This is a genomic window from Rhodococcus sp. NPDC003318, assembly GCF_042879035.1.
Lineage (GTDB): Bacteria > Actinomycetota > Actinomycetes > Mycobacteriales > Mycobacteriaceae > Rhodococcus_G.
In genome coordinates this window covers 106,849-130,788 of record NZ_JBIAOU010000002.1, presented here as the reverse complement: position 1 = coordinate 130,788, position 23,940 = coordinate 106,849, and the positions used below count along the sequence as shown (strand labels likewise).

The window sequence follows — 23,940 nt, the reverse complement described above, 5'->3', positions numbered from 1 at the left end:
CGCGCGACGATGCCCCCGAAGGCCTGGCCTTCGGGGGCATCGGTGTCTTCACGGACGGCGCGCCGTCAGTTGCCGAGAACCTGGTAGCTCAGGTCCTCGGTGTCCCGGCGCCCCCACGTCTCGGGCCCCGCCGGATTCGACGTCTCGTGCATCAGGTCACCGACGTAGATCCGGTGGTCGATCGCCCACCGGTCGTCGCGGAAGGACCACCTGTCGAGGTATCGACCCCGGTGGTGCTTGTCGATGACCGTGCCGTTCGAGGGTGCCGACCTCAGCCACACCGAGACGTACGTTTCACTCGTCGCGGTACCAGCGCTCACGTCGACCGAGATGATCGTGTTGCTCACCATGTGCGAGTGCTTCTCCAGCTTCAGGTGGAAGTCCCACACGAAATCGAGGAACCCGGAGCCGGTTCCCCGGTATCCGGGGCCGTAGTCGGCCGTTCCGTCGGAGTGCCACACACGATCGGCCAACGGTCGATCCATTCGATCGAGTCCACGGCAGTACGAGTGGAGGACCTCGGTGATCTGCTGTCGGGCCACCAGCTCGGCGACGACACGCGATTCGGTGTTCATTGTGTCAGCTCTCATTCTGTCGGACGGAAAGCAAGGAAGCGCAGGTGAAGATCAGGCAGCGTCGGTCGAGTGTCCGGGGAAGAGCGAGAGCTCGGGGTCCAGGGCGACGGCCGCGTTGTTGACGGCAGTGGCGACCTCACCGAAGCCGACGGACATGAGCCGGACCTTCCCGGTGTACGAGGTGATGTCGCCGGCGGCGTAGACGTGTGCGGCAGTGGTCTGCATGCGGCTGTCGACGACGATGGTGCGGCGGTCGAGCTCCATGCCCCATTCGGTCAGCGGTCCGAGGTTGCTGATGAACCCGAGCGCGGCGACCACTGCATCGACCGCGATGATCCGTGGTTCCTCCTGGCCGTCGATCACGATGTGGGCCTTCTCGACGGTCTCGCCACCGTGCAGCGAGTCGACCTGAGCATCGGTGATGATCTCGATACCGCTGTCGTGCAGTTCCTGAACGCTCGCGGCGTGGGCGCGGAACGCACTGCGCCGATGGACCAGCGTCACCGAACGAGCGATCTTCCGTAGCGCGAGCGCCCAGTCCACGGCACTGTCGCCGCCACCCACGACCAGAACGTCGCGGTCGAAGTGCTCCTGCGGATCCGGGACGAAGTAGCTCAGACCGCGATCGAGGAACTCCTCGCCGGCCGGGAGCGTGCGGGGGGTGAAGGTGCCGATTCCGGCGGTGACGATCACAGCCCCGGCGTCGACGACCGTACCGTCGGAGAGGGTGACCACCGGTCGACCCTCGGACGAGTACTCCAGGGTGACCGCCTGGCGTCCCAGCAGGTAGGTCGGGTCGAACGCGTCTGCCTGCGCCTTCAGCGCGGCGACCACCTCCCTGCCGAGCGCGCCCGGCACGGCCGCGATGTCGCGGATCTCCTTCTCCGGGTACAGCGCCGCGATCTGTCCGCCGCACTGCGGCAGCGCGTCGACGAGCACGGTGGACAGGCCGCGGAAGCCCGCGGTGTACGCACCGAACAGTCCGACAGGACCTGCGCCGACGATGAGGATGTCTGTGGTAACGGTCTCGGCCATGCCGACCTCCTGAGTGTGTCAAACGATGCGCGGGGCACCGACCGATCGACCGGCACACCCGCAGGTGGAAATTCCGAGCTTGTCGTTCTGCAGTCCGGCTACACGCGGCACGACTTCGGTCGACGAGCGCCACTGTGCACAGTGCGGCCGAGGCAGGGCTCTCCGCCGGACGTCGACGCGGGAAGTGACATTGTGTCCTTTCCGAAGGCCGACAAACCGGTGACTGCCATCAGCCTAAATCGCGGCCCAGCCGGATTCGCAGCGCCGATCCCGTTTGATGGAATGCGAGATGGACAATGTGAAACCACTGATGGAGAGTGGTTTTCACACAGGATCGCGGACACCGCCGGATCGCAGCATGGCGGTGACTCACAGCGCCCGACAGGGGTTTCCGGGACCGCTCAGCCGTTGCGCTTCGCACGCCGTAGAGCACCGTCCGGTCAACGAAGTCCATCACGTTCGTGGACAAGAAAGGCAGTTCTCATGAGTGACGAAGTCAAGGTGTGGATCGAACACGATCTTTGCACGGGAGACGGCCTCTGCGTCCAGTACGCGCCCGACATCTTCGAGTTCGACGACGCCGGCGTCGCGCACGTCAAGAACGACCCGGCCGGTCCGCTGCTGACCGCGGAAGGGGCGTCCGCCAACGTGCCGGAGAGCCTGCGCATCGATGTCATCGACGCCGCCGACGGATGCCCCGGAAACTGCATCCACGTCGCCCGGGTCTCCGACGGCGTCGAGATTGCCGGTCCGAACGCCAGCTAGTTTTCGCGTGCACAACGCACGATTGAGCGCCAGTTACAGGAGTGTGGTTTGCAATGACAGCCGTTGAAGATCCGCGGATCAACAGGCCCATCTGGTTCGAAGGCGACATCCCTCCGGAGCAGGTACCCGAGAAGTACCGTCTGGAACGGGCTTTCATCCCGAAGGGTCGCTTCCTCGACCAGGAGTTCCTGGACCTCGAACTCGGCAAGATGTTCACGAAGACCTGGCAGATCGCCTGCCGGGTCGAGGAGCTTCCCGACGTCGGCTGCTTCGTCGAGTACGAGGTCGGCAAGTACTCGATCCTGGTCGTCCGCGAGTCGAAGACGGAGATCCGGGCCTACCACAACGCCTGCCGCCACCGGGGCACGCGCCTGGCGCGCGGTCGCGGTCGCGTCGGGTCGCTGATCTGCCCGTTCCACGGCTGGCGCTGGAACCTGGACGGCTCGATCCGTCTGGTGCTCGATCGTGAGGAGTTCGTTCCCCGCTCGGACGACGACCTGGGTCTGGTCCGGGTTCGCACCGAGGAGTGGGCCGGGTTCGTCTTCATCAACATGGACCCCAACGCCCAGCCGCTGCTCGAGTACCTCGACCCGATCGCGCGGATCTTCGCCCCGTTCCAGCTCCAGAACTACCGGTTCCGTTGGGGCAAGGGCGTCGTCGTGCCGTGCAACTGGAAGACGGCACTGGACGCCTTCCTCGAGGCCTACCACGTCGCCGGCACCCACCCCCAGCTCTTCCGCCTCGAGCGCACCAACGACAAGATCGCCTCGCTGCGGGAACTCGACCTTCGCCCGTGGGCACCGACGACGGTGTACGAACGGCACGCTCACTACTCCGCGCTCGGCCCCAAGTCGACGGCCTCGAAGGACGCCGGCAAGGATCCGTCGAGGCGCAGCACCGACGGCAAGTCCGACGAGCGACTGACCGTCGCGAATGCGGTGCAGTACCTCCACGAGGACATGCGCGGCCTGGAGAACGAGCGCAGCTGGCGCGTGGCCGAGAAGCTGAAGACGGCCGAGGTTCCCGACGGCATGTCGGCGGGCAAGTACTTCCTGCAGATGTACCGGGAGCAGTCCCTCGCCGAGGGCTACGACTGGCCGGTCATCACCCCCGAGCAGTGGACCGAAGCCGGCAGCGCGTGGAACGTGTTCCCGAACAGCATCATCCTGCCCGGCCAGGGTTCGGTGTTCTGGTACCGCTCGCGGCCGATCGACAACGACCCGAACAAGGCCCTGTTCGAGGTCTTCAGCCTCGATCAGATCCCGGTCGCCGACTACGACAAGAAGCGCGAGTTCGAGCCGCAGTACTTCGACGACTACCGCGATGCCGACATGGGCCAGGTCTTCTCCCAGGACTTCGCGAACATGAAGGAAGTCACCGTCGGCATGCACTCGCCGAGCTTCGACGGTCACCGGCTCAGCGAAGAGCAGGAAATGACGATCTGGAACCACCACCGGGTCGCCGACCGGTACATCTGGGGCGACTGAACCGGATTCCTGCGGTCCGGTAGCGGATTCGTGAGGACGACTGTGCTCACAGCACTCGATTGGAGTTGACCATGGGGGTTCATTCCCTTGGCTATGTCAGGCTGAACTCGTCGGACATCGACGCGTGGAGGCGGTTCGGCGAGGAGTTCGCCGGCCTCATGCGCGTCGACGGCGCCGACCCGGACTCCCTGTACTTCCGCATGGACCACTACCCCGCCCGCCTGGTGGTGACTCCCGCCGAGGAGTCGTCCTGTGGGGCGGTCGGGTTCGAGGTGATGAACCGGCGTGAGCTCGACCAGCTCGTGCGCGCCGTCACGGCGGAAGGCATCGAGGTGTCCGCCGGCTCCGCGGAGGAGTGCAAGGAACGACGGGTGACCGGATTCGTCCGCTTCGCCGATCCCGGCGGAAACCCGGTCGAGCTGTTCTACGGACCGATCCTCGATCACGTGCCGGTGCGCACACCGCTGGTGTCGAAGTTCGTCACCGGCGACATGGGGCTGGGTCACGTGATCGTCACCGCCGAGGACGTCGAGAAAACCTTCGACTTCTACAACCGGATTCTCGGATTCGTCGAGCGGAACACGGCCGGACCGACCTATTTCATGGGCTGCAACGCGCGGCACCACAGTTTCGGCATCGCACCGAGGCCGGGCCCGGGTCGGCTCGTCCACCTCATGGTCGAGGCGGCGACCCTCGACGACGTCGGGCTCGCACTCGACCGCGCGTACAACATGGAACTGCCCATGATGCACACCCTGGGCAAGCACACCAACGACAAGATGGTGTCGTTCTACGTGTACTCCCCGGACACGTACGCGTTCGAGTTCGGTTGGGACGGATTGCAGGTCACCGAAGAGGTGCCGACCTACAACATCACCGACGGCGCCCTGTGGGGCCACCGCTTCACCCCGCCGCCGCAGTGAGCACCAGCTGCCCCCGACGACTGCACGTCGGGGGCAGCTCCCGCTCGCCGGGGAATACCCATTCTCCGGCGAGTACGAGTAAGCTACGCGCGTGCAAATCCGCTTCGAGCGGCGCGGGCCCTGTCATCGAACCGCGCGACGTACACGCTCGAATCCACGGAGGATAGGAGTTCCTGGCAGATGCGACTTCTGGACGGGGACCCGACCGCGGTTGCACCCGAAAAGCTCGCCGTCCAGGTTGCGCGGCGCATCGAACACGAGATCATCGAGCGACACTGGCCGATCGGTGAGGTCCTCGGCTCCGAAACGGCGCTACGCGAGCAGTTCGGGGTGTCCCGGTCGATCCTGCGTGAAGCGGTCCGCCTACTCGAACTGCATCGAGTGGCGCACATGCGCCAGGGTCCCGGCGGTGGACTCGTCGTCTCGTCACCCGACCCGAGGTCGGCCATTCGCGCTCTCGTCATCTACCTGGAGTACATCGGCGTCAGCGTGGAGCAACTCGTCCGCGCCCGTTCGATCGTGGAACCAACCGCCGTCTCCACGGTTTCGGATTCGCTGACCGAACGCGGAATTCGCGAGCTGAGATCGGTGGCGTCGAAGCCGCACCGCGGCCATCTCGACACCTTTCACCTCGAGATGGGCCGTCTCACCGGGAACCCCGCGCTCGAGCTGTTCGTCGAGATCCTGACCAGGTTGACCGCGACATACACCCACCGTGCCCTCCAGCTTTCCCCCGACGCCGACCGGGCGCACCTCGAGGAGCCGCAGAGACGACACCAGGCGATCACCGACGCCGTGGTTGCCGGCGACGTCAGCCGAGCACAGAACGAACTGTCCGAGGACCTGGGCGAGATCGCCGCGTGGTTGAGCCGGTTCGTCGACCCCGTTCCGGGAGACCGGACGGCGACCAGGCCGACGGACCCCGACCCCGACGAGAGGCCGAGCGGGAAGCTGGCCGAATCCCTGGCAGGCCGCATCCACGACGACATCGTCGCCGAGAGCAGGAACGTCGGCGAGGTCCTGGGGACGGAAGCCGACTTCGTTACGCGGTACGGAGTGAGCCGCTCCATCTTCCGCGAGGCGGTTCGCATTCTCGAGCACTACAGCGTGGCTCGCATGCGCCGCGGCCAGGGCGGCGGACTCGTCGTCCTCGAGCCCGACCCGACATCGAGTATCCGAATGGTCGTGCTGTACCTGGGATTCCGCGGAGTGACGGCCGAGCACCTGCGTGCTGTGCGCGACGTGATCGAACTGGGTTGCCTCACGGTGGTCATGCGGGCCGGCACCGTCGACCGGGCAGATCTGACGACCGATCGACCGGGCGGCGGTTCTGCGACGCTGTGCCGGTGCAGCGTCGGCCTTCGCGATCGAATCGAGATGCTGACCGGCGACGGTGTCCTGATGCTGCTGCGGTCCATCCTCGCCGTACTGTGGGACGAGTTCGGTAGCGAGCCAAGCCATGTCGAATCCTGCCGTCCGGAAGCAGGGGAACCCGACGTGCAGAAGGAGCTCGACGCGATCGTCGACGCGATGGTCGCCGGCGACGAGGTGCTCGCCCGTCATCGCATGCGGCGACACCTCCGCGCCCATGTGGGCTTGTGACCCTCGCTGAAATATTGCCGCACAACAGGATTCCTTCGACATCCTGAGTGCGCCCGAGTCGACGGCAGGGTCACCCCGTCACACGGGCGGCGTTCCCGGCGTCGATCGGCAACACGGTCCCGCTGATGTGCGCACTCGCCTCCGCGGCGAGGAACAGTACCGCTCGCGTGATCTCCGCCGGCTCGAGCCACGGCACCGGCTGCGCGTGCAACGACGCGAACACCGGTGCGACATCCTCGGCGGTCGGCGCGTCCAGGTCGGGTCGCATCATGGAGTACAGCGCGTCGTTGTGAATCATCGGCGTCGAGATGTTGCCCGGCGCAATGGCGTTGACCGTGATTCCGTGGTCCGCGAGGTCGAGCGCGGCGCTCTTCGTCAAGCCGATAACACCCCACTTCGACGCGGCGTAGGCGGCCATGTTGGTGTTGCCGGCCCGACCGAGCATCGACGAGATCGTCACGATCCGGCCGTATCCTCGCTCGATCATGCCGGGCGCGACGGCACCGACGGTGTTGAAGACTCCGGTCAGATTGCTGGCGATGGCCTCGTCCCACTGCCCCGGCGTCATCGACTGCACCGGCGCGGCCACCGAGACCCCGGCGTTGGCGACGGCAATGTCGACGCGACCGAAGTCCGCTTCCGCGCGAGCGACGAGGGCATCCATCGCGTCCCGGTCGGCGGTGTCGGCCCGGACCGCGATGCAGCGGCGGCCGGTTGCCTCGACCAGCCGCGCGGTCTCGGCGAGATCGTCCTCGGTGGCGAGCGGGTAGAACACTGCCGGGGAGTCCGCGCACCGGTCACAGATCACCACGTCGGCACCCTGCTCCGCGAACGCGACCGCATGGGAACGTCCCTGTCCGCGCGCCCCACCGGTGACCAGCGCGACCTTGCCGTCGAATTCACCCATGCAGTCCTCCATGCCTCGTCGTCATTCCCGCCATCCCTACCGGTTCCGCGCACTCGACGGTCGCCGCGTCCCGATCAGCGGTACCCGCGGCCTACTCACCGGCGTCGTCACCTCTCGTGCGCCTGCGGTACGTCGTCGGGGTGAAACCGAGCACGGACCGGAAGTCGGCACACAGATGGGCCTGGTCCGAGTAGCCCATCTCGACCGCGACTGCGCCGACGGTGACCGCGGGATCCTCACGCAGCCGCTGCGCGGTCTCCTGGAGCCGGTACCGCCGGATCATCGCGTGCGGCGTGACCCCGACGTAGCGCCGGGCGAGCCGCTGTACACCCCGCACGGAGACGCCCAGGTGCCTCGCGACGTGTTCGACGCGGGTGACGGATCGGTCGGCGGCGACGAGGTCCTCCATGTCGTTCGCCAACGCACCGTCCGGGTCCGGCGGATCGATGTGTTCGGCGATCCACGCCGCGTACCCCTCGGTGGCCCGCTGCCTGCGGGTCACCGGATCGCCCTCCGTCATCGCCGCACGGACGAGGTCGAGCAGTCCCCTTGCCTCGACATCGATCTCGCGGTCCCGAACGCTCCGCGGGTCGGTCGTCAACGACGCGACCGCTGCGGGTCGCAGCAGCGCTCCGACCGCCCATCCGCGTCCGGTGAGGTCGCGGTGCGACCGTGTGGTCGTCGGCCCCGACAGGGTGATCCCGGCCGGCTGGACGACGAGATTCGACGCGGGGAACGCCAGCACCTCCTGGCGCGACGTCCGGCCGGCCCCCAGATCCCACTCCGGGATCCAGAACCAGCGGACGAGGCCGGCGAGGTCGGGCGGCGCCGGCTCGCGATGGAACGTGGGAAGGCGCACCGGGTAGAGCACCCCGCGCCGGTCGCCGTCCGTCATCGCTCCCGCCCGCCTCCTCGTCGTCGACCTCCTGTCGCGAATCTACAAGCGATCACCGACGCCGCGGGCCTAGCGTCGTCGTCATGAGCGACGACACGACCACCGCACACGGCGTCACCGGAGCCCACACGACCGCGGGCATTCCCCACGGTGCCACCAGCCTGACGCCGTTCCTCGCCGTCCCGAACGCACGAGAGGCCATCGAGTTCTACCGCGACGTGTTCGGCGCCCGCGTTGTCGACGTCACCGACATCGGCGGCACCGTGGTGCACGCAGACCTGGACTTCGGGCACGGACGGCTCCAGCTCGGTGAACCGAACCCCGACTACGGCCTCGTCGCCGCCCCTGCGGGCGACGCGGACTGCTACTCGATGGGCCTGTACTGCGCCGACGCCGACGAGGTTGTCGCACGCGCCGAACAGGCGGGGGCCACCGTCCGCGAGCCCCTCGCCACCTTCGTCTCCGGCGACCGGTTCGCCTCGATCCGCGACCCCTTCGGCGTGCGCTGGACGGTGATGACCCGCGTCGAGGACCTGTCCGAGGAGGACAGCGCCCGCCGCGTCGCGGAATGGGCTGCGACACAGGCTCCGCCCGCCGGGGAGTGACATCAACTCACCGACGCGAGCAAGGACAGGCGACTCGCAGCCCTGCGGACGTCCGGTACGCCCAACCGGCTGCCGGTCCTCCAGTCCGCGCCGATGACGGTGAGCGGGACGTCGCGATCGTGAAGTACGTCGACGAGGGTGCAGAAACGCTGCACACCGAATTCCGACGCGTCCTCGATGGCGGGCAGACCACTGACGATCCAGCATCGCCGGTCGGCGGCGAGTGCCAAGTAGTCGGCAGCACCGCTGGGGACCTCGCAGAGGTCCGCGAAGTCGAACCAGACCGTGCCGCCCTGATCTGCCAGCGCCCGCAGCGGTCGACCACAGGGTGACAGCGTCACCGCAGCTGCGCCGTCCGGCAGCTCGTACGGGCCGGTTCGGTACTCACCGGACGCGAATCCCGCCCCACCGGAGAGTGTTCCGAGGCGGTGGTCCCGCGCACCGGTCAGGTTGAGGACCGCCAGTCGGCGCTCCAGGCGAGCGATCGTGGGTAGGAATCCGTCGTGGTACAAGGGATTCGGCATGAGGCCGTGCGGCGGATAGTTCGAGGTCACGACCAGTGTCACGCCACGGGTGTCGAGGGCGTCGAGCAGCCGGGCGAGGAGTCTGCCGTCCGCGACGTCGTGCACGTGGAACTCGTCGAAGAACAGGACGTCACAGTCCTCGAGCATCCGGTCCAGTGCCCCGGTGACGCCGTCCGTGTGCGCGAGCGTGTGCAGTCGGCGGAAGAACTCGTGGAAGTGAACTCGGCGGGTTCGCACCTCCGGCAGGGCGCCGCGCAGGGTGTCGACCATCCAGGTCTTGCCCCGACCGACCCGACCCCACAGGTAGATCCCGCGCCCGCCGCGCGGGTCCAGTTCGGCGAGAACCCCTGCGGCGGTCCGCTGGTCGGCGTCCAGGGTGAACCCGGCGCGCCGGGCAGCGGTGTCGAAGACGTCCGGGGTGAGCACGGATCGACTCTACAAATGTAGAGTCGATCCGAACAAGGCCGGAGGTATCGATGAGGAGACAACGTGACCGTGGCGGCCGACCGTCGGGAGCTGATCGCGGACACCGCACTCGACGTCATTGCGTCCGACGGCATCCGTGCCCTGACTCACCGAGCCGTGGACCGACGGCTCGACCTCCCCCTGGGATCGACGTCGTACTACTTCCGCACCAGGAGGGACCTCCTCACAGCCGCGGTCACACACCTCACTGCGTGCTCCCGCACCCGTTTCGACAGCATGGGCAGCGGCCCGGTAGTGGAACCATCCGCAGCCGCTCGTTCGATCGCCCATTACCTGGACCGGCTGATCGCGGAACGCGAACGAGACGTACGAGCCCGGCTCGCCCTCGCCACCGAGTTCACCCACGACGACGAAATGCGTACCGCGCTCGCGTCGAGCCTCTTCTCACACACCGACGCACTCTCGCTGATGCGCACGCTGGCCACGGACGATCCCGAACGAAACGCCGCCGGCCTGGTGATGCTGTGCGAGGGCGTGGTCTTCGACCGCACAGTGGGCGCCCGCACCGGTCCACCGCCAGGCACACCGGCCAGCGTGGCGACACTGTCGGCGACGATCGAGACCTTCCTGCGAGGCGCTGCGCGCCTGTGAGCGAGTTTGATTGCCCTGCCTACCAAAACCGCTCACGGGCGGCGACGCCGCTCTACCCTCGACGTGTGGACTCCGCCACGACGTCGATTGTCGAGGTCGACCGACTCACCCGCCGCTTCGGGCCGCGGCGGGGCGTCACCGACGTCTCGTTCACGATCTCGCCCGGCGAGGTGTTCGGATTCCTCGGCCCCAACGGCGCCGGCAAGTCCACGACGATCCGCCTGCTCCTCGGGCTGTACCGGCCCACATCCGGACGGATGCGGGTGTTCGACCGGGATCCCACCCGCGACGGGGTCGAGATCAACCGCCGCATCGGATACCTGCCCGGTGAGCTGGCGCTCTACCCCAAACTGACCGGCGCCCAGCACCTCGACCGGTTCGCCCGGATCCGCGGGCTCTCCGACCGGTCCTACCGCGGCGAGCTCGTACGACGGTTCGGCGCCGAGCTCGACCAGCCCGTCCGGACGCTGTCGAAGGGCAACCGGCAGAAGCTCGGGATCGTGCTCGCCTTCATGCACCGCCCCGAACTGCTCGTCCTGGACGAGCCGACGTCGGGACTCGATCCGCTGATGCAGGACGAGTTCGCCCGGCTCGTCCGCGACACCGTCGACGAGGGGCGCACGGTTCTGCTGTCCTCACACGATCTCGACGAGGTGCAGCGCCTCGCCGATCGAGTCGCGATCATCAAGGAGGGCCGGATCATCGTCACCGACACCGTCGACGGCCTGCGGCGCAGTGCACCCCGGACGGTGGAGCTGTGGTTCGACCGGCCCGTCGACCTGACGGATTTCGACCGGCTCGACGGGGTCGCGGTGCGGGGCCGTGAGGACGGCCATCTGACGCTGTCCGTGACCGGCCCTGTCAGCGAACTGCTCTCGACCGCGGGGCGTCTCGGCGCCGTCGACGTCTCGGCCAGACGGGCGGATCTCGACGAACTGTTCCTCGGTTTCTATCGCGACGACCACGTCCCCGACCAGGCGGCGCCGACCGATGCGCGCTGACCTCGCGACGACCGGATCACTGCAGGTGGCCGGGATCGACCTGCTGCTGCGACGACGGTCCCTGGTCTGGTACACGGTCGGGATGGGCCTGTACGCACTGGTCGTGATCGCCCTCTACCCCACGTTCAAGGACGACACGGGCCTCGACGACTTCGCCTCGAGCAGCGAGACGATGGCCGCGCTGTTCGGGATCAGCGGTTCCCTCACGTCACCGGTCGGATGGTTGAACGCGAACATCTACAGCAACTTCCTGCCCCTGGTCGTGCTGTTGGTGACGGTCGGCTACGGCGGCGCGAGCCTGGCCGGGCAGAACGAGGACGGCACCCTCGGTCTGCTCGCCGCCGCGCCGCTGTCCCGCCGCTCCGTCGTCCTGCAGAAGTTCACGGCGATGGCCGCGCTCGCCGTCCCGGTCTGTGTGGTGACCGCACTGTGTGCTCTCGTCGGACGTCGGTTCGAGCTGACGGTGGGCCTCGGCGCACTCACCGGAACCACGATCGGTGTGATCCTGCTCGGGGTGGTGTTCGGCGCGCTCGCGATGGCGATCGGCGCCGCGACCGGAAGCCGCGGCGCGGCAGTCGGGATCACCGCGGCGGTCGCCGCCGCGATGTATCTGCTCAACTCCCTCGCGCCGGTGGTGAACTGGTTGCATCCGTTCCGGTTCGCCTCCCCGTTCTTCTACGCCATCGGCGACAACCAGCTCGAGGACGGACTGCGGATCGGGTGGGCCGCCGTCCTCCTCGGCATGGCCCTGGTCCTGCTCGCCGCCGCCGTCGCCGCGTTCCGGCGTCTGGACGTGCACTGAGGCTGGACGGGCGCCGCCTCGGGGCTCCCGCCGCCTCGGGCTTCCCACCCCGGTCGCCCGCATCGGCTGAAGGCCACCTTCATGTCCTTGAACCGCACGAAGGCGGCCTTCAGCCGAAGGGAGGAAGGGCGGAGGCGGGGCGGGCGGGGCGGGTGGGGAGAGGCAGGGTGGAGCGGGCGGGGGCCTCAGGCCGTGAGCACCAGCCCCGAGGTGGGGACGCCGGTGCCCGCGGTGACGAGGACGTTGCTCACGTCGGGCACCTGGTTCACGGAAGTGCCGCGGATCTGGCGCACGCCCTCGGCGATGCCGTTCATGCCGTGGATGTAGCCCTCACCGAGCTGACCGCCGTGCGTGTTCAGCGGCAGCCGCCCACCGAGTTCGATCGCACCGCCGGCGATGAAGTCCTTCGCCTCACCGCGTCCGCAGAAGCCGAGTTCCTCGAGCTGCATCAACACGTACGGGGTGAAGTGGTCGTAGAGGACTGCGGTCTGCATGTCCTCCGGCCGCAACCCCGACTGCGCCCACAACTGGTCGCCGACCAGACCCATCTCCGGCAGACCGCTCAGGCCGTCCCGGTAGTAGCTGGTCATGATGTACTGGTCCGCCCCGCTGCCCTGCGCGGCGGCCGCGATGATCGCCGGCGTGTTCGGCAGGTCCTTCGCGCGCTCCGGGGATGTCACCACGATCGCGATGCCGCCGTCGGTCTCCTGGCAGCAGTCGAGCAGGTGCAGCGGCTCCGCGATCCACCGCGAGTTCTGGTGGTCCTCGAGGGTGATCGGCTTGCCGAAGAAGAAGGCGTTCGGGTTGGTCGCGGCGTGCGTGCGGTCGGCGACGGCGACCGCACCGAAGTCGGCGCTGGTGGCCCCGTACACGTGCATGTACCGCTGCGCGATCATCGCGACGAACGACGCCGGGGTGCTCAGCCCATGCGGGTACGAGAAGGCGTTGTCCGTGCCCGACGAGTTCACCTGCTGCACCAGCGCCGAATTGACCTGTCCGAAGCGCATTCCCGACCGTTCGTTGAACGCCCGGTACGCGACGACGACGTCGGCGACGCCGGTGGCCACGGCCATCGCGGCCTGCTGGATGGTCGCGCAGGCCGCACCACCGCCGTAGTGGATGCGGGAGAAGAACTTCAGGCTCGGGATCCCCACCGAACGGGCCACGGCCACTTCGGTGTTGGTGTCCATCGTGAACGACGTGAGCCCGTCGACGTCGGAGGGCGTCAGGCCCGCGTCGTCGAGCGCGGCCCGGACCGCCTCGGCCGCCAGGCGCAGTTCGCTGCGGCCCGAGTCCTTGGAGAAGTCGGTGGCACCGATGCCGACGATCGCGGCCTTGCCGGACAATTCACTCATGCCGAGGTTCCGTCCATCACGAGGGTGACCGTCGACGTGATGTGGTCACCGAGGCTGTTCTTGCCGACGACGGCGAGGGTGACGAGGCCGTCCTCGACGGAGGTGACCGAGCCGGTGAGCGTGAGGGTGTCGTAGGCGTACCACGGCACACCGAGGCGCAGCGCGATCGACTTGATCACCGCGCGCGGTCCCGCCCAGTCGGTCACGAACCGCTGCACCAGCCCGGTGTCGGTGAGGATGTTGACGAAGATGTCCTTCGATCCGCGCTGCTGTGCCCTGTCCCGGTCGTGGTGGACGTCCTGGAAGTCCCTGGTGGCCAACGCCGCCGACACGATGAACGTCGGGTCGCCGTGGATGGACAGGCTCGGCAGGCTCTCCCCCACCGTCGCCTCGAGGGTGCTGGTCATGCGGGCTCCGTCACGGGACGCCACGCGTACAGCGTCCACGACTGCTGGTCGGTCTCGTCGTCGCCGGGCAGGTCGAGGAACTCCACCTGCACCCGCTGCCCGATCGACACCTCGGACGGATCGATGCCGCGCAGCTCACCGAGCATGCGGACGCCCTCGTCGAGTTCGACGAGCGCGACCACGAACGGCAGCGAACGTCCCGGCACCTTCGGGGCGTGGTGCACGACGTAGCTGAACACCGTGCCCCGCCCCGAAGCCACGACGTAGTCGGCGGTCTCGGCCTTGTCCTTCCAGATCGCGGGCACCGGCGGGTGCTGGAGCGACCCGTCCGGACGCTGCTGGATGCGCAACTCGTGCGCGGCCACTCCCTCCCAGAAGAAGTCGGTGTCCCGCGAGACGGACGGGCGCAGCATCCGGGTGGAGTCGAGGTCGTCGAGCGACCCACCGAGGCTCGACGACGCCGCGGCGGGCTCGGCCTTGGCGGGCGGCGCGAACTTGAGGATCCGGAACAGCATCTCGGCGACGACCTCCGCTTCGCCGTCCTCCCGGGCCACCTTCCACACGCTCCGGGTGGTGAAGAACCAGCCCTCGCCCAGGCCCGTCTTCTTCGGTCCCACAACGTCTTCGAGGACCGACTCGATCGTCACCTCCTCGCCGGGACGCACGTACCGGTGGTAGGTCTGGTCGCAGTTGGTCGCGACCACGGAGGTGTACCCGGCCTCGTCGAGGATGTCGGTCATCCGGGCGAGCGGATCGTCCGCCTCGCGCACCGCGCCGAGCCCGCGCATCGTCCACACCTGCGCCATCGCGGGCGGCGCAACGATGCCGCCGTGGCCCGCGGCGACGGCGGCGTCCTCGTCGACGTAGATGGGGTTCTCGTCTCCGATCGCCTCGACCCAGTTGCGGATCATCGGCATGTTGACCGGGTCCCGTCCCTTGCGCGGCTTGCTGGCACCACCGTCGCGAACCCGCTGCGCCGCAGCGAGGATCGACGCTTCCTTGTCGCTCACAGCGTTCTCCGTCACGGTCATCGGGGCACCTTCGGCAGTCCGAGCCCGGCCATGGCGATCAGCTCCCGCATGACCTCGTTGACGCCGCCGCCGAAGGTGATGACGACGTTGCGTTTGACCTGCACGTCCAGCCACCGCATCAGGTGGGCGGTCTCGGGATCACCGGGATCGCCGTGCGCACCGACGATCTCGTCGGCGATCCGTCCGACCCTCTGAATCCTCTCGGTGGCGAACACCTTCGTCGCGGACGCATCGGCGACGTCGACGTCCCCGGTCGCGGCGGCGACCTGCCAGTTGAGCAATTCGTTGAGTCGATAGGTCGCGTGGATCTCGCCGAGCCCACGCCGAACATCCGGTTCCGACAGCAGGTCCCGCTTCGCCGCCCAGTCGTGCACCTTCTCGTACAGGCCCGCGACGCGGCCGGCCGGTCCGAGCATGACGCGCTCGTGGTTGAGCTGGGTGGTGATCAGCTTCCAACCCTTGTTCTCCTCGCCGACCAGCATGCTCGCGGGTACGCGGATGTCGGAGTAGTAGGTGGCGTTGACGTGATGGGCGCCGTCGGCGGTGATGATCGGGGTCCACGTGAAACCGGGATCCTTGGTGTCCACGATCAGGATCGAGATGCCGCGGTGCCGGGAGTCGGCGGCGCCGGTGCGAACGGCGAGCCAGATGTAGTCGGCGTCGTGGCCGCCGGTCGTGAAGATCTTCTGCCCGTTGATCACGTAGTCGTCGCCGTCGCGAACGGCAGTGGTGCGCAGCGCCGCCAGGTCGGTGCCGGCCTCCGGCTCGGAGTAGCCGATCGCGAAGTGCACCTCGCCGGCGAGGATGGCGGGCAGGAACTTTCGCTTCTGCTCCTCGGTGCCGTACACCTGCAGGGTCGGACCGACGGTCTGCAGCGTCACCGACGGCAGCGGCACGTCCGCCCGCACGGCCTCGTTGACGAAGATCTGCTGTTCGATCTCACCGAAACCGCGGCCACCGAACTCGGTCGGCCAACCGACGCCGAGCCACCCGTCCTTGCCCATCCGCCGGATCACCTCGCGGTAGGTGGGGCCGTGCCGCTCGGTGAGCATGATCTCGGCCTCCTCCGGCGAGATCAGGTTGGCGAAGTAGCGGCGCAGTTCCGCCTGCAGCTCACGCTGCTGCGGTGTCAGATCGATGAACACCGGGCCCCCACGAGGTCGAGTCGGGACGAGGCGCCGCCGACGAGGCGGGCCAGGTCTTTGGCAATCGAGAAGTAGCGGTGCATCGGGTAGGTGACGTCGACACCCAGACCGCCGTGCAGGTGGTGCAGGGTACGCATCGCCGCGGGGACCTCGGCGGCGAGCCAGTAGGACAGCACCTCGAGATCAGCGTCCGCCGAGTCGAGGGCGATGCCGCTGTCGGGATCGAGGCCTTCGGCGACCCGCCACACCGAGGCGAGGGCGGCGACGTGCAGGGTCCGTGAGGTGACGTAGGCGTCGGCGATCTGCTGCGCGACGGCCTGGAAGGTCGCCAGGGGCTTGCCGAACTGCTCACGGGTGCGCAGGTGTTCGGCCGTGAGCGCGGTCGCACCGGCGAGCAGGCCGTCCGCGTAGGCACCGATCGACGCCAGCGCGATCCGGTTCAGGGTCGCGACCGCGTCCACCCCGCCGGGCAGCACCTCCGCGGCCGGTACCTGGACGCCGTCGAGGTGCACGGAGAACTCGGGGCCGTGCGACGAGGTCGAGATCCGCGCGAGGGTCACACCGTCCGCGTTCGGGTCGACGAGCACCACACCGCGGTCGGTCGGCACCAGGATCCGATGTGCGGTGTCCGCGAACGGGACCGCCACCTTCAGCCCGGTGACGACGACGTGACCGCCGTCGGGAACGGCGGTGGTCGCCGGTGATCCCGGGAACGCCGCGCCCGGTTCGCACAGGGCGGCGGTGAGCACCCGGCCGGCCCCGACCTCGCCGAGCAGCGCGTCCTGCTGTTCGGCGGTGCCGAGTGCCCGCACCGGCAGGAGCCCGAATCCGAGGGTGGCGAGCGCGGGCACCGGTGCGGCGCCGCGTCCGATCTCGGTGAGCACCGTCGCGACCTCCGGAAGGCCGAGGCCGGCGCCGCCGAGCCGCTCCGGCACGGCGAGCGAGAGCAGGTCCGCCTTCGCCATCGCGTCCCACAGTTCCGGGTCGACGCCGCTGGGGTCGGCGGGATCGCCGGCCGCGCGCGCGAGCAGCCCGACGACGATCTCCGCCACCGTTTCCTGAGTCTGATCGAGAGAGAAATCCACGCTGACATCCCGCCTACGAGTTAGAACGTGTTCTAAGTTGTATCAGGTTCGTCGAGGCCCGACCAGGTTTCGCTCAGGACCGCGGCAACCCGAGGAGTTGCTCGGCGGCGAGGGTCAGCAGAATCTGCTCGGTGCCGCCCGCGATGGTCAGGCAGCGGGTGTTCAGGAACTGCTTCGACAGCGGACCCTCGACGGCGCCGCCGACACCCGCCAGCTCGAGCCCGAACTCCGCGACGGCCTGCCGATGTCGCACACCCACGAGCTTGCGCACGCTCGACTCGGGGCCGGGGTCCTGCCCGTCCAGCTGCCGCAGGGTCGTGCGGTGCTCGAGCAACGACCCGACCATCGCGTCGCCGACGAGGAAACCGATCCGGTCCTCGGTCACCGGGTCGGCGCCGCCGGCGGCGAGGTCGAGCAGATCCTCCATCGCCCTGCCGAGCGACGACCCTCCGCTCATCGCGACCCGCTCGTTCGCCAGGGTGGTGCGGGCCAGCTTCCAGCCGCCGTTCACCTGCCCGACCACGCAGTCGTCGGGAACGAAGACGCCGTCGAGAAACACCTCGTTGAACAGGGCGTCGCCGGTGATCTCCCGCAGCGGGGAGACGCGGATCCCGGCGCTGCGCATGTCGACGAGGAAGTAGGTGATGCCCCGGTGTTTCGGCGCGTCCCGGTCGGTTCGGGCCAGGCAGATCGCCCAGTCCGCCTCCGCCGCAAGCGAAGTCCACACCTTCTGTCCGTTCAGGGTCCAGCCGCCGTCGACCTTCTCGGCGGCGGTGCGCAGTGCGGCGAGGTCGGACCCGGCGCCCGGCTCCGAGAACAGCTGGCACCAGACCACGTCACCGCGCAGCGTCGGCATCACGAAACGTTCGATCTGGTCGGGGGTGCCGTGTTCGAGGATCGTCGGCACCGCCCACCAGCCGATCACCAGGTTCGGGGCCTCGAGACCGGCCCGAGCGAGCTCCTCCCCGATCAGGATCTGCTCGGCAGCCTTCGCGGACCGGCCGTAGGGGGCGGGCCAGTGGGGCGCCAGGTATCCCGACTCGGCGAACGCGACCCGCCGCTGCGCCTCCGGCAGGGCGACGATCGCGTCGATCTCGGCGCGCACCGACGCCCGCTGCGCCTCGAGCTCCCCGAGATCGACGGTCAGGTGCCGACGTTCGCCTGCGCGGGTCAGTTCCGCGACCCTGGCCCGCCACCCGGCACTGCCCCCGAGCAGCTGCCGAAGCGAGAGCACCCGCCGCAGGTAGAAGTGCGCGTCGTGCTCCCACGTGAAGCCGACGCCACCGAGCACCTGGATGCAGTCCTTCGCGGTGTCGACCGCGGCGTCGAACGCCACCGCGGCCGCCACCGCCGCGGCGATCGGCAGTTCGTCGCCGGTTTCGGCGGCCATCGCAGCGTCCCACGCCACCGCACGGATCTTCTCGACCCGGCACAGCATCTCGGCGCACAGGTGTTTGACAGCCTGGAACGAGCCGATCGGCTTGCCGAACTGCTCGCGGATCTTCGCGTACTCGACCGCCGTGGTCAGGCACCAGCCCGCGACACCGGCGGCCTCCGCGGCGGCCAGCGTCGCGGCGAGATCGCGGACCAGGCCGGGGCGGACACCGGACAGCACCCGGTCGCCCGGGACCCGGACACCGTCGCAGCGCACTGTCGCGAGGGGCACGGTCACGTCGACGTTCTCGACGGCCTCGACCGTCAGGCCTGCGGCGCCGGCCTCGACCAGGCACCAGACCGTCTCGCCGCCGAGAGTGGCGGGCAGCAGAGCTCCTAGGCCGGGTGCGCCGCCGAGCGTGAATCCGGCGGTCCCGCTCAGCACGAGCGTGCCGTCGGCGCCGTCCGTCGCGGTCGTCTCACCGTCCAACGCGACACCCACCGGAAGCCCGCCCTCGGCGAGTTCGGGACCCCACTGCTTGGCCGCGGCCTCACCGCTGCGGCCGACCACCAGCGCGGCGAGCGCGGTCGACAGCACCGGACCGGCGGCCAACGCCGCGGCGGCCTGCTCGAGCATCACCGCGAGATCCACGACCTCGCCGTCGGCGCCGCCGACTTCCTCGCCCTGGGCGACCATGAACAGGCCGAGGTCGGCGAGCGCCGGCCAGTGTGCCCGCCACGAATCCTCCGGGCCGTGACGCAGCGTCTCGATCGGATTCGCCGAGCGCGCCCAGGAGCGGATCGACTCCTGGACCGAACGCTGCTCGTCTGTCGTGGCAATTGTCACAAGCCTGGCCGCCCTCTCCGTGCTGACAAAACCGTCTAGAACGTGTTCTAATCTCTTGGACGGCTCTCAGTCAAGACCGGGCTCCGATCGCACGTGGATCCTCTAACCGATTCAAGGAAGTTCGTTTGATGACGTCCTCATCCCGTACTCGTTCCGCCGCCAAGGCAGGCACCGCCAACGCCGCGGTGACGACCCTGTCGGACGACGACCTCAGTTCCAACGCGCAGCGCGAACGCCGCAAGCGGATCCTCGACGCAACGCTCGCGCTGGCGTCCAAGGGTGGGTACGAGGCCGTCCAGATGCGGGCCGTCGCCGAGCGCGCCGACGTCGCCGTCGGAACCCTCTACCGGTACTTTCCGTCGAAGGTCCACCTGCTGGTCTCGGCACTCGGCCGCGAGTTCGAGAAGATCGACTCCCGCAAGAAGATGCCGCCCGGCGACAGCCCGATGGAGCGGATGCACCTGATTCTCGGCCAGATCACCCGGGCCATGCAGCGCGACCCCCTGCTCACCGAGGCGATGACCCGCGCGTTCATGTTCGCGGACGCCTCCGCGGCCGCCGAGGTCGACCACGTCGGCCGGTTGATGGACTCCCTCTTCGCCCGCGCGATGAGCGACGGCGAACCCACCGAGGAGCAGTTGCAGATCGCCCGCGTCGTGTCCGACGTGTGGCTGTCCAACCTCGTAGCGTGGCTCACCCGGCGCTCGTCGGCAACCGATGTGGCCAAGCGACTGGAACTGACTGTCGAACTGTTGCTCGGAGGCTACAAGGATCGGGCGAATTCCTAAGTAGACTCTGCGCGGTGAGTGCGCAGGACCTACCAGTCGAGCTCAGACGGCGTCTCGTTTCGATCGCGAGGACGCCGCGCCTACTCGTGGCCTCCGACTACGACGGCACGATGGCGCCGATCGTGTCGGACCCATCGAAGGCGTTCCCCCATGCGGACGCGGTGCGTGCCCTGCGCGCACTCGCGATCCTCCCCGGAACCACGTCGGCGGTGATCTCCGGGCGCGCGCTGCGCGACCTGGCGATGCTGTCGCGGCTACCGGTCGAGGTGCAGCTCGTCGGCAGCCACGGCTCCGAGTTCGACGTCGGGTTCGTCCACGAGATCAACGACGACGCCCAGCGCCTGCTCCGCGAGCTGACGGCCGACCTGCAGAACGTCGCGGCGAACAGTCCCGGCGTCACCGTCGAGGTGAAACCGGCGAGCGCCGCGCTGCACGTGCGCAACGCTGCCGACGACGTCGCCGCGGACGCCCTCGAACGCGTCCGTCAGGGCCCGGCGAAGTGGAACGGCGTGCAGGTCACCGAGGGCAAGTCGGTCATCGAACTCGCCGTCATCGTCACCGACAAGGGTGAGGCCCTCGACATCCTCCGGCACCGCGAGGGGGCCTCCGCCACCGTCTTCTTCGGCGACGACGTCACCGACGAGAAGGCGTTCACCCGCCTGCACGGCCCCGACATCGGCATCAAGGTCGGCGACGGCGACTCCCTCGCCGAATTCCGCATCCCGAGCACCGAGGACGTCGGCGCCGCCCTGGCCTTCCTGCTCGAGGAACGCCGCACCTGGCTGCACGGCGAGAGCGCCCCGCCGATCGAACGGCTCACCATGCTCGCGAACCCGCGGACCGTGGCGCTGCTGACCCCGGACGCGACCGTGACCTGGCTCTGTCACCCGGAGCCCGACTCGGCCGCGGTGTTCGCCCACCTGCTCGGCGGGGTCGGCGCCGGCCACTTCACCATCGAACCGGTCCGCGCCGGCCTGCCACTGAGCCAGAGCTACGTCGACGGGACGATGACCGTCCAGACCCGCTGGGCGAGCCTGCAGGTCACCGACTACCTGCCGCACGACGTGCCGGCCGGCCGTACCGAACTGACCCGGGTGGTCACCGGGCAGGCCAAGGCCCGCGTCACGTTCGCCCCGCGCCCCGAGTTCGGTCAGGTTCAGGTTCACCTCGAGCAGGAGGAGAACGGGCTGCGGGTGTACGGCACCAACGACCCGCTGGTGCTGCGCTCACCGGGGATCGAATGGGAGATCACCAGCGACGGCGTCCAGCAGACCGCGCACGCCGTCGTCGATCCGTCCGTCGCTCCCGTCGTGCTCGAACTGCGCTGTGGCACCACCGACCTGACCCCGTCGATAGTCCACGAATCGGACCGCCGCGCGGAGAGCGAGGCGTACTGGCGGGACTGGGTGGAGGACCTCGAGCTGCCGTCCCGCAAGACCGGACTGATGAAGCGGTCCGCGCTGACGCTGCGCGGGCTGGTCCATGCCGACTCGGGGTCGATCCTGGCGGCCGCCACCACCTCCCTGCCCGAGGACCTCGGCGGCGTGCGCAACTGGGACTACCGGTACTGCTGGCTGCGGGACGCGGCGATGACCGCCTCCGCACTGGTGACCCTCGGCTCACTCGGTGAGGCCGAGGCGTTCCTGGGCTGGGTGCACCGCGTGCTCGCGACCCTCCCCGGTCCGGAACGCCTGCATCCGCTGTACACGATCCAGGGCACCAATCTGCCGCCGGAGGCCGTGATCGACTCGCTGCCCGGATACGGCGGCTCGCGGCCCGTTCGCGTCGGCAACGCCGCGAACTCCCAGGTCCAACTTGACGTGTTCGGCCCGATCGTCGAACTGATCGCCGACCTCGCCCAGGCCCGCAAGAAGCAGGGTGTCGCGCAGCCGCTGACCGACCCGGACTGGAACCTCGTGCTGGCGATGGTGTCCGCGGTCCAGCGTCGCTGGGCCGAACCGGACAACGGCATCTGGGAGATCCGCGGCAATCCCCGTCATCACGTCTATTCGAAGGTGATGTGCTGGGTGACCGTGGATCGGGCGCTGACGCTCGCCGCCGAATTCGGTCGCGACGCGGGCGTGGGCTGGGACGCACTGCGCCGGGAGATCGCCGACGAGGTGAAGGACCGCGGGTGGAGCGACCGCGCGAATTCGTACACCGCCGCGTACGACGGCACCGACCTCGACGCCGCGACGCTGCACATCGGGCTGTCCGGGCTGATCGATCCGTCGGATCCGAAGTTCGCGGCGACCGTCACCGCGACGGAGACCGAACTGCGCAGCGGGTCGACCGTGTACCGCTACCACCACGACGACGGACTGCCCGGCGGCGAGGGCGGGTTCCACCTGTGTGCTGCGTGGCTGGTGGAGGCGTACCTGCTGATCGGACAGCGCGCGGACGCGGAGGCGCTGTTCGCGCAGCTGGTGGCCGCCGCCGGACCCACCGGGCTGCTGGCCGAGGAGTACGACCCCGTCGCGGAGCGCTCACTGGGCAACCACCCACAGGCGTACAGCCACATCGGCCTGCTGCGCTGCGCCGCGCTGCTCAGCTAGCCTGCGGCGCCTGTGCGCGAGTTCGGTGGCCGGAGCTGCCGGACTCGCGCACAGGTTCAGCGCCCGACCGGCGGCGCGGCGGTCCGGCCGGGGACGAGTTCGGTGGGGAGCATCTCGACGCTCGAGACACCCGAATGCGACTCCCGAAGCAGCAGCGCCCCGGCCCGGCGGCCCTTCTCCTCGGCGGGTTGCCGCACGGTGGTCAGGCCGGCCCGCAACGCTTCGGTGACGCCGTCGAACCCGGTGACCGACAACGCACCCGGCACGTCGACACCGGTGCGGGTGGCGTGGTCGAGTGCGCCCAGCGCCAGCACGTCCGTGGTGCACACCAGAGCGGTGATCCGCGGGTTGAGCCCCAGGAGCCGCGCCGCCGCGGCACTTCCGGCGGGAACGGTGTGTTCGGCGCACTCGTACACCGTGAGCGCCGACGGGCCCAGTCCGGCCGCGGCCATCGCGTCCTGCACGCCGGCGATTCGTTCGCGCTGGACGTGGAAGTTCGGGGTCTGCAACCGCTCGGCGTCGGCGGGGCCGTCGCGGCGGTCGCGACCGAGACGCATGCAGAGCACGCCGATCTCGTTGTGCCCCATGGCGAGAAGGTGATCCGCCAGCTCCCGCATCGCACCCCGGTCGTCGATGCCCACCAGTGCCGCGCCCGCGATCTCGCGAGGCTGATCGCACACGACCATGGGGAGCCGACGTTCGAGCACCGCGGCAAGATAGGGGTCGTCGTCGGCGACGGAGTAGACGACGAACCCGTCGACCCCGGCCTGCTGCACCACGGCGGCGGCCTCGACGTCGTCGCGGCCGGGGCCCGCGGGGATCAGGAGCAGGCCCTCACCGGCCTCCTCACAGGACTCGCTCAGCCCCGCCAGGAAGCTCATCGCGGCGGGATCCCGGAAGGAGTAGCTCAGCGCCTCGGTCAGCAGCAGCCCCACCGCGCCCGCCTTGCGCGTGCGCAGGGACCGCGCGACCGGGTCCGGACCGGGGTAGCCCCGACGCTTGGCCGCTTCGAGCACGCGCTCGCGGAGCTCCGCGGAGAGTTGGTCGGGGCGGTTGTACGCGTTCGAGACGGTGGTGCGGGACACCTTGAGCTCCGCCGCGAGCGACGCCAGGGTGGCCTGACGGTGCGGATGACGGGAGCGGGGCATAACGGGA

22 protein-coding genes are annotated in these 23,940 nt (G+C 69.0%); 10 read left to right on the top strand and 12 right to left on the bottom strand.

The features are described from left to right. Nucleotides 1–65: 65 nt before the first annotated feature. Together ACFYVR_RS05860 and ACFYVR_RS05855 are read right to left on the bottom strand one after the other, a co-directional pair. The gene (locus ACFYVR_RS05860; RefSeq protein WP_387470629.1) at nucleotides 66–575 is read right to left on the bottom strand and encodes a nuclear transport factor 2 family protein; all 510 of its coding nucleotides are present in this window, start codon (nucleotides 573–575) and stop codon (nucleotides 66–68) included. A gap of 51 nt (nucleotides 576–626) precedes the next feature. Beyond that, entirely contained in the window at nucleotides 627–1,610 is a 984-nt protein-coding gene (locus ACFYVR_RS05855; RefSeq protein WP_387470627.1) for an NAD(P)/FAD-dependent oxidoreductase, read from the bottom strand. Nucleotides 1,611–2,093: 483 nt separating this feature from the next. Here ACFYVR_RS05855 and ACFYVR_RS05850 point away from each other — a divergent pair, with 483 nt between their 5' ends. From ACFYVR_RS05850 to ACFYVR_RS05835, 4 genes are all read left to right on the top strand, one after another. Next, nucleotides 2,094–2,375: a ferredoxin gene (locus ACFYVR_RS05850; RefSeq protein WP_387470625.1), complete on the top strand. Its 282-nt coding sequence runs from the start codon at nucleotides 2,094–2,096 to the stop codon at nucleotides 2,373–2,375. 53 nt (nucleotides 2,376–2,428) lie between these two features. Next, a complete protein-coding gene (locus ACFYVR_RS05845) occupies nucleotides 2,429–3,862 on the top strand; it encodes an SRPBCC family protein (protein ID WP_387470623.1) in 1,434 nt (477 codons plus the stop codon). Nucleotides 3,863–3,933: 71 nt separating this feature from the next. After that, the gene (locus ACFYVR_RS05840; RefSeq protein ID WP_387470621.1) at nucleotides 3,934–4,785 is read left to right on the top strand and encodes a VOC family protein; all 852 of its coding nucleotides are present in this window, start codon (nucleotides 3,934–3,936) and stop codon (nucleotides 4,783–4,785) included. Nucleotides 4,786–4,965: 180 nt separating this feature from the next. Beyond that, nucleotides 4,966–6,387 (top strand): FadR/GntR family transcriptional regulator, encoded by a 1,422-nt coding sequence (locus tag ACFYVR_RS05835; protein ID WP_387470619.1) that lies wholly within the window; start codon nucleotides 4,966–4,968, stop codon nucleotides 6,385–6,387. A 70-nt stretch (nucleotides 6,388–6,457) separates the two neighbouring features. Here ACFYVR_RS05835 and ACFYVR_RS05830 read toward each other — a convergent pair whose 3' ends face one another. Beyond that, a complete protein-coding gene (locus ACFYVR_RS05830; RefSeq protein ID WP_387470617.1) occupies nucleotides 6,458–7,294 on the bottom strand; it encodes a mycofactocin-coupled SDR family oxidoreductase in 837 nt (278 codons plus the stop codon). Nucleotides 7,295–7,385: 91 nt separating this feature from the next. Then, a complete protein-coding gene (locus ACFYVR_RS05825) occupies nucleotides 7,386–8,189 on the bottom strand; it encodes a helix-turn-helix domain-containing protein (protein ID WP_387470615.1) in 804 nt (267 codons plus the stop codon). Between the two features lie 83 nt (nucleotides 8,190–8,272). On the opposite strand from ACFYVR_RS05825, the gene ACFYVR_RS05820 reads away from it, so the two are divergent. Beyond that, nucleotides 8,273–8,794, top strand: a complete 522-nt coding sequence (locus ACFYVR_RS05820; RefSeq protein ID WP_387470613.1) for a VOC family protein — start codon at nucleotides 8,273–8,275, stop codon at nucleotides 8,792–8,794. Nucleotides 8,795–8,796: 2 nt separating this feature from the next. Here the strand turns inward: ACFYVR_RS05820 and zapE are convergent, their stop codons facing one another. Next, nucleotides 8,797–9,744, bottom strand: a complete 948-nt coding sequence (gene zapE / locus ACFYVR_RS05815) for a cell division protein ZapE (RefSeq protein WP_387470611.1) — start codon at nucleotides 9,742–9,744, stop codon at nucleotides 8,797–8,799. Between the two features lie 63 nt (nucleotides 9,745–9,807). Between zapE and ACFYVR_RS05810 the strand changes: the two genes are divergently transcribed. The 3 genes from ACFYVR_RS05810 to ACFYVR_RS05800 all read left to right on the top strand — a co-directional run bounded on the left by ACFYVR_RS05810 (nucleotide 9,808) and on the right by ACFYVR_RS05800 (nucleotide 12,198). Next, nucleotides 9,808–10,395, top strand: a complete 588-nt coding sequence (locus ACFYVR_RS05810; RefSeq protein WP_387470609.1) for a TetR/AcrR family transcriptional regulator — start codon at nucleotides 9,808–9,810, stop codon at nucleotides 10,393–10,395. A gap of 65 nt (nucleotides 10,396–10,460) precedes the next feature. Next, nucleotides 10,461–11,396 carry an ABC transporter ATP-binding protein gene (locus ACFYVR_RS05805; protein WP_387470607.1) on the top strand — a complete coding sequence of 312 codons (936 nt, stop codon included), beginning with the start codon at nucleotides 10,461–10,463 and terminating at the stop codon, nucleotides 11,394–11,396. Next, the gene (locus ACFYVR_RS05800) at nucleotides 11,386–12,198 is read left to right on the top strand and encodes an ABC transporter permease (RefSeq protein ID WP_387470605.1); all 813 of its coding nucleotides are present in this window, start codon (nucleotides 11,386–11,388) and stop codon (nucleotides 12,196–12,198) included. The genes ACFYVR_RS05805 and ACFYVR_RS05800 overlap by 11 nt, the downstream gene beginning before the upstream one ends. 185 nt (nucleotides 12,199–12,383) lie before the next feature. Here the strand turns inward: ACFYVR_RS05800 and ACFYVR_RS05795 are convergent, their stop codons facing one another. From ACFYVR_RS05795 to ACFYVR_RS05770, 6 genes are all read right to left on the bottom strand, one after another. Next, on the bottom strand, nucleotides 12,384–13,553 hold the full coding sequence (locus ACFYVR_RS05795; protein ID WP_387470603.1) for a lipid-transfer protein: 1,170 nt from the start codon (nucleotides 13,551–13,553) through the stop codon (nucleotides 12,384–12,386). Beyond that, on the bottom strand, nucleotides 13,550–13,960 hold the full coding sequence (locus ACFYVR_RS05790; RefSeq protein ID WP_387470601.1) for a MaoC family dehydratase: 411 nt from the start codon (nucleotides 13,958–13,960) through the stop codon (nucleotides 13,550–13,552). The genes ACFYVR_RS05795 and ACFYVR_RS05790 overlap by 4 nt, the downstream gene beginning before the upstream one ends. Continuing rightward, a complete protein-coding gene (locus ACFYVR_RS05785; protein ID WP_387470599.1) occupies nucleotides 13,957–14,991 on the bottom strand; it encodes a bifunctional MaoC family dehydratase N-terminal/OB-fold nucleic acid binding domain-containing protein in 1,035 nt (344 codons plus the stop codon). Before ACFYVR_RS05785 ends, ACFYVR_RS05790 begins: the two co-directional genes overlap by 4 nt. Next, nucleotides 14,988–16,136: an acyl-CoA dehydrogenase family protein gene (locus ACFYVR_RS05780; RefSeq protein ID WP_387470597.1), complete on the bottom strand. Its 1,149-nt coding sequence runs from the start codon at nucleotides 16,134–16,136 to the stop codon at nucleotides 14,988–14,990. The genes ACFYVR_RS05785 and ACFYVR_RS05780 overlap by 4 nt, the downstream gene beginning before the upstream one ends. Next, nucleotides 16,121–17,221, bottom strand: a complete 1,101-nt coding sequence (locus ACFYVR_RS05775; RefSeq protein WP_387470595.1) for an acyl-CoA dehydrogenase family protein — start codon at nucleotides 17,219–17,221, stop codon at nucleotides 16,121–16,123. The genes ACFYVR_RS05780 and ACFYVR_RS05775 overlap by 16 nt, the downstream gene beginning before the upstream one ends. Nucleotides 17,222–17,294: 73 nt before the next feature. Next, nucleotides 17,295–19,442 carry an acyl-CoA dehydrogenase gene (locus tag ACFYVR_RS05770; RefSeq protein WP_387470593.1) on the bottom strand — a complete coding sequence of 716 codons (2,148 nt, stop codon included), beginning with the start codon at nucleotides 19,440–19,442 and terminating at the stop codon, nucleotides 17,295–17,297. A gap of 128 nt (nucleotides 19,443–19,570) precedes the next feature. Between ACFYVR_RS05770 and kstR the strand changes: the two genes are divergently transcribed. Next, a complete protein-coding gene (gene kstR, locus ACFYVR_RS05765; protein ID WP_387470591.1) occupies nucleotides 19,571–20,230 on the top strand; it encodes a cholesterol catabolism transcriptional regulator KstR in 660 nt (219 codons plus the stop codon). A 14-nt stretch (nucleotides 20,231–20,244) separates the two neighbouring features. Beyond that, complete coding sequence (gene otsB / locus ACFYVR_RS05760; protein ID WP_387470589.1) at nucleotides 20,245–22,785, top strand: trehalose-phosphatase; 2,541 nt, start codon at nucleotides 20,245–20,247, stop codon at nucleotides 22,783–22,785. Nucleotides 22,786–22,841: 56 nt separating this feature from the next. Here the strand turns inward: otsB and ACFYVR_RS05755 are convergent, their stop codons facing one another. Continuing rightward, complete coding sequence (locus ACFYVR_RS05755; protein WP_387470587.1) at nucleotides 22,842–23,933, bottom strand: LacI family DNA-binding transcriptional regulator; 1,092 nt, start codon at nucleotides 23,931–23,933, stop codon at nucleotides 22,842–22,844. Between the last annotated feature and the right edge of the window lie 7 nt (nucleotides 23,934–23,940).